The 5,834-nt window shown below is 42.4% G+C and carries 4 protein-coding genes; 2 read left to right on the forward strand and 2 right to left on the reverse strand.

Annotated features, from left to right (window positions below):
• Positions 1 to 237: 237 nt before the first annotated feature.
• Both ACLTL4_RS08980 and thrH read right to left on the reverse strand, forming a co-directional pair.
• Entirely contained in the window at positions 238 to 339 is a 102-nt protein-coding gene (locus ACLTL4_RS08980) for a hypothetical protein (RefSeq protein ID WP_173866952.1), read from the reverse strand.
• Positions 340 to 396: 57 nt separating this feature from the next.
• Positions 397 to 1,002, reverse strand: coding sequence for a bifunctional phosphoserine phosphatase/homoserine phosphotransferase ThrH (gene thrH / locus ACLTL4_RS08985; RefSeq protein ID WP_412320436.1), 606 nt, complete (start codon positions 1,000 to 1,002; stop codon positions 397 to 399).
• A gap of 199 nt (positions 1,003 to 1,201) precedes the next feature.
• On the opposite strand from thrH, the gene ACLTL4_RS08990 reads away from it, so the two are divergent.
• Entirely contained in the window at positions 1,202 to 4,093 is a 2,892-nt protein-coding gene (locus tag ACLTL4_RS08990; protein WP_226911934.1) for a leucine-rich repeat protein, read from the forward strand.
• Between the two features lie 53 nt (positions 4,094 to 4,146).
• Positions 4,147 to 5,834: O-antigen ligase family protein (locus ACLTL4_RS08995; RefSeq protein ID WP_412320437.1), on the forward strand; the 1,688-nt coding region annotated here is incomplete at its 3' end.

Consider the following 5,834-nt stretch of genomic DNA (forward strand, 5'->3'; position numbering starts at 1 on the left):
ACCAGCCTTCCAAGCTGGATACGTGGGTTCGATTCCCATCACCCGCTTTTTTTGTTGCCCGAAATAAACGCTCCGCGAGATGCAAAGCGATTCTGTTAGATAAATGTCAGCAAAACGGATCAGAATAACATATCAAGTCTCATGTGCGTTTGACTTGCATTTTTTTTATAAAAAAATGTGCTCCTTCTCAGGTCACAAGTTTGCTTTGCTTGTCTTCCTGAAAAGGAGCATCTTTATTTATCCCTTCTGAACCAGTTCTTTATAATTTTCGCTCCAGGTTTTCATCGCATCCCAAATCGGCTGCAGGCTGTAACCGAGTTCCGTCAGGTAAAATATGATATGAAGTGTTTTTAAAAACTATGGCTGTTCATTTGCACATTTACACAAACCTCCGCCTTATCCCTCGATCACTTTCTTAATTGCATCATAAAGTTCATCATAGGTCTCAAATGCCGGCAGCTGTGGATATTCTGCTTTGATTGCATCGGTACTTCTGAATAAGAAGCCTGCCTTACTTGCCTGGATCATGCCAAGGTCGTTATGGCTGTCGCCGCTTGCGATGGTGTCATAACCGATGGACTGCAGAGCTTTGACGGTTGTGTATTTGGATTTCTCACAACGCATTTTGAAATCAATGATTTCTCCGTTGTCAGCAACGACAAGAGAGTTGCAGAAAATAGTCGGATAACCCAGCTTTTTCATCAGCGGACCTGCGAACTGTGAGAAAGTATCGCTGATAATGATAACCTGTGTCAGTTCTCTTAATTTATCCAGAAATTCTTTTGCTCCCGGGAGCGGATCGATTTTGGCGATGGTTTCCTGGATTTCTTTCAGTCCCAGATTATGTTCTTTTAAAATATTAAGACGATATTTCATCAGTTTATCGTAGTCCGGTTCGTCTCTGGTGGTTTTCTTTAATTCCGGGATGCCTGTTTCTTCTGCAAAAGCAATCCAGATTTCCGGTACCAGTACACCTTCCAGGTCTAAGCATACGATTTCCATTTTGTCCTCCATTCTGATACAGTGATAACGCTGTATCGCTTCAAATATATTTTCCTGTCTATTATAGTCGAAAACAAAAAAAACTACCACTGTAAATTTTAAAAACAGACAATAATTTGTAAAAATTACCAATATAAGCGTTGATTTTTATATGTAAGTCAGATTATAATAAATATAAAAAACAAGGGAGGGCAACACGATGAAGAAAACAGCATTCTTACTGGTACTGGCACTTCTGCTGCAGATCCTGCTCCCGCCTTCTATGGCAGGAAATGTCTATGCGGCATCTACAGAAGAGGTTGCACAGACACAGGCGGCAGACGGCGATCAGCTGAAAAGTCTGTATGACACGTATTATTTGGGAGCTTGCAAAAAAACAGGTGATTACGATCATCTGTGGGATGGATATGAGGTAAAACTGTATCTGAAAACATCCGATGATTCTCTGCAGGGCCAGGAGGCGGATGCATTTAAAGCAACGATTGGCGGGAAAGAATATGCGGTCGGCGAGGTAGCACAGGATTATACTTTATATGGCAAAGATGATTATGACTATTATGAAATTTCCGTTCCGATTTTGGATGATGTGAGCGGAACAAAAGAGGTTTCACTGACCTATCCGGGCAAATCCGGCAGCAAAACCGTTGGCGGTCTGAGTATCACACTGAAAAAGGAAGATTATTTTACAACAAAGGGTTCAAAAGAAGTCGAAGTTGAAAATACAAAAAATCCGATCTACACTTCCAGCATCACAGGAAATGCACAGGTGACTGCTTACTGGGTTTCTGCATTCTGCGGAAAAGAAGATCAGACGATCAAGAAATCTTATCTTGTTAATGCAGACGGAAAAGACAGCAAACAGTATGGTCTGAATACAAAAATTATGCAGATTTATCAGGATACAGATTCCGGAAGAGTGCAGGATGACCGTTATCCGGCAAAGAAAATGCCATTTGATGAAAACGGAGGCAGTGATGTTTACAACACGCAGTATACTTACGGAATCATGGCAGGTTTCCAGAACGGAGCGATCATTGAAGAGGCAATTCCGAACGGAACTTATAATATGGTTCTTGAGACAGAAAGCGGTTGTAAAACAGTGATCAAGAATGCAGTGATTTCCACCGACAAGCCGATCATTCTTGGCATGATGGATTCGGAAGCTTCACAGGGAAATGCTTCCAATGAATCCAATTTATATGGTAATGACAAAGAAATCCATACAGACAAACATGGAAATTATGTGGCAGCTTATGTATATGGCTTAAATCTGAATGATGAAGTTGCAAAATATGTAAAACCGTACTTTGCAGAGAGAAGTTATGATTTTACCGATGGAAATGTAAGTTATAATGATACGATTGTTGGAACTTACAGCAAAGAAAATGGTTATGAAGTAGCCAATGACGGTATTTTTTATGTGATCAATACAAAATCTGGCGAAAAGAGATTTCTCTGTTCCCTTGATCTGTCTGAGTACGAAGCAAAATATGGTACGGGATCTGTTGTCATCGCAAATGAAAACCTGGCAAAAGGTCTCAATATCAGCTTCCAGAGACCGGTTTTATATGCACGCCAGCTGGATGCTTTCTCTCAGACAAACTGTGTCTATATTGCAGATGATATTGCAAATGCCGGAGATACGGTAAGCGTGACTGTCAAAGCGGATGATAATGAGAATCGTAAGGAACTGAACTGCAAGGTGCAGGAGGATGCTTCCGGCGTGAAAAAGCAGAAGTATTTTGAGGTTACAAGAGCAGATATAGAAAGTCTTGGAAGTGAAAACGGATATTTTTCCATTACAGAAATTTCGGTCAATGGCAAAACTTATGAGGCTCCTGGAACAAAGAATCTAAATGGTCTGTTTCCGGTTTATGTGGACATGGAGTATCAGCCGGGAAATCAGACAGGCAGCACTTCCAACGGTGTATTTTATGTTGGAAACTACACGAAAGATCAGGATGTTGTTCTGGAGTTCCATCATAAAAATGAGATCCGGACGGTATTAGAGATCTCAATCCCGAAAGGAACCCAGAAGTATCTGCTAACAGCAGAAGATATGAAGTCTCTGACAGAAGGAGAAGAATACAGCTATTGTATCCGTCAGGCGGGGGATCGCCATGCGGTTCTGCTTCGAAGTAAGCAGAGAGTCGAAGAAGGTTTTGAAGCGGCAGGTATTTCTATGACGGGATATCCGGCGACACCATCAACGACTGTAACGCTGGAATATGGTGACAGCACTGAGAAATTGTTCTATTGTGTGATGACAGAGCAGAATTTCCAGAGTAAATATGATTATCAGACAGAACTGGTACCGGATAATCAGTGGATCGCCTATGCAGGTGCCTTTACGCCGTTCGCAGGAATGACAAAATCCGGTACGATGATGATTCTGACAAAAGTAGTCAATGCAGCCGGAACAAAAGCAAAATATGCATATTATGATGTGGAAGTTCGGGCAGGTGCAGGAAATGATCAGGATGATGATCATAAAGACGATAACGGAGATAAGGGAAACAGCAACGGCACAAATGGTGGAAACCAGGGCAACAACGGGAACCAGAATACAAACAATGGAAACCAGAACACGGACGGAACGCTTGCAGTCGGTACGGTAAAAGAAGTAAAGGGACAGAAATATAAAGTACTGTCCGCATCTACGGTGGCATTTGTCGGAGTGATCAACGGCAAAACGAAAAAAGTCAATATTCCAAAGACGGTTCAGATCAATAAGAAAACTTACAAAGTTGTACAGATTGCAAAAAATGCCCTCAAAGGAAGCGATGTACAGACTGTTGTGATCGGAGCGAACGTTACCGCAATCCAGGATCAGGCATTTGCCGGATGCAAGAAACTGAAAAAGGTAACCGTCGGAGCGAATGTGAAAAGCATCGGAAAAGCAGCGTTTAAGGACTGCAAAAACCTGAAAAACATTACCGTAAAAAGCACGAAACTGAAGACCGTCAAAGCAAAGGCACTCAAGGGCATTAACAAAAAAGCGACGATCAAGGTTCCGGCAAAGAAACTCAAAAATTACCAGAAACTGTTCCGCAAAAAAGGACAGAGCAGTTCGGTAAAAATTAAAAAATAATAACAGGATCGTAACGGTTTTGCACAGGGCGAAGCCGTTACGGAGGATTTTATATGGCACAGCAAAATTCAAAGAAAAAGACAAAAAATCAAATACAATGGAAGAGCAGTCCATATAAAAGAACGAAAGAAGAGGCAGCTGTTTTTACAGTGCTTCTTCTTTCTGCATTTTTGTATGGAGGATTTTATGAATTTTCCGGAGCGATGCTTGCGGCAGTGCTTGGTATACTGCTTATCGTTTGCCGCGTAAAATATTCGTTTCAGATCAAAGGGAAAAAACAGCTGGCAGTGTTGCTGTCTGTGTTTTTATGGTTCGGTATTACCTGTTTTTATGCAATCGATCGGGCAATGGATTTTGTGGGCGTGATCAAAATGCTGCCACTGCCTCTTGGCTATCTGTTTTTCATGCAGTTTTCGGATGAAACCAGACAGAAAGCAACAGGCTATATCGCACACATCGGCTGCTTTATGGTACTGGCCGGGATTCTGGCACTGCCATTTCCGGCTCTGAAAGAGCAGCTCTGGCAGGTCGGGCGTCTTGGTGGATTTTTCCAGTATTCTAATACCTGTGCACTCTATCTGCTGGCAGGATTGGTTGTGATCTGCAATCGATGGATCGAAAACAAAAGCAGAGAACAGGAATCGGGCATCAAAAGAGACAAAATGCAGACTCTGGAAGGAATTGTACTTTTGGCAGGATTGCTTCTGACTGGGAGCCGCGGCGTGATGCTTCTGTTTTTCGGATATCTGATCTGGTTTATCCGGCATCTGTCGTCACAAAAAGCAAAGAAATACGGGATTTTTTGCATTGTCGCTGTGTTTGCACTACTTGCAGTTGTTATGGTTGTGACAAACGGGGCAGGTGAGCAGAATATCGGCAGGATTTTCACAGTGTTCCGCTATTCCAGTACCTGGAAAGGACGTATTCTTTATGATCTGGATGCATTAAAAATGATCGCAAAGTATCCGTTTGGAATGGGTTACCATGGCTATGCTTATGTTCAAGGACGGATGCAGACCGGAGTTTACAAGACGCTCTTTGTGCATAACGACTGGTTACAGGCTGCGTTGGATCTGGGTATTCTTCCGGCTGTTCTGTTTGCGGCTGTGATGCTGCGTCAGCTCTTAAAAGGCAGTCAGAGCAGTATGCAGAAACAGATTTTGCTTCTTATCATGCTGCATATGCTGGTTGATTTTGATCTGCAGTTTACTGCGATCGGGCTTTTGGGACTTCTGTGTCTGGATTACGGTAAAGCAGAGGGTAGTTTAAAGAAAAAGACAAAAATCGAAGACTGTATTTTTCTGACAGTTATAAGTGTGGGATGTATTTATTTCTGCATGCCGTTCTTGCTCGATTATGTCGGAGAACATCAGAAGGCACTGAGCTTTTACGGTGCTTATACGCCGGCACAGCTTGCGGTGATGGAAGGAAGCCGGAGTGCAGAGGAAGCAACTTCGGCAGCAGAGCAGATCCTCACGCACAATACACATCTGGCAGAAGTTTATCAATATCTGGCATATGGTGCTCTGGAAAAAGAAAATTATGAAGAAAGCTTTATCAATATGGAAAAAGCCATTTCCTGTGATATTTATGCGAAAGAATTATATGACGAGTACGAAGAAATTTTAAGTCAGGCAGAAAAAGTGCAGGGCAGTGATCAGAGCAGGCGGCGTGCCTGGATCCGGAATAAAAAGCAGGAAGTGTTAAAGAAGAGCAGCAGTCTCGCATATGAATTAAATGA

Source organism: Hominisplanchenecus sp. (assembly GCF_046967715.1).
GTDB lineage: Bacteria > Bacillota > Clostridia > Lachnospirales > Lachnospiraceae > Hominisplanchenecus > Hominisplanchenecus faecis.

Bases quoted from the DNA above. Each gene is read 5' to 3' on its own strand.
- thrH (WP_412320436.1), bottom strand. From the start codon at position 1,002: ATGGAAATCGTATGCTTAGACCTGGAAGGTGTACTGGTACCGGAAATC.
- ACLTL4_RS08990 (WP_226911934.1), top strand. From the start codon at position 1,202: ATGAAGAAAACAGCATTCTTACTGGTACTGGCACTTCTGCTGCAGATC.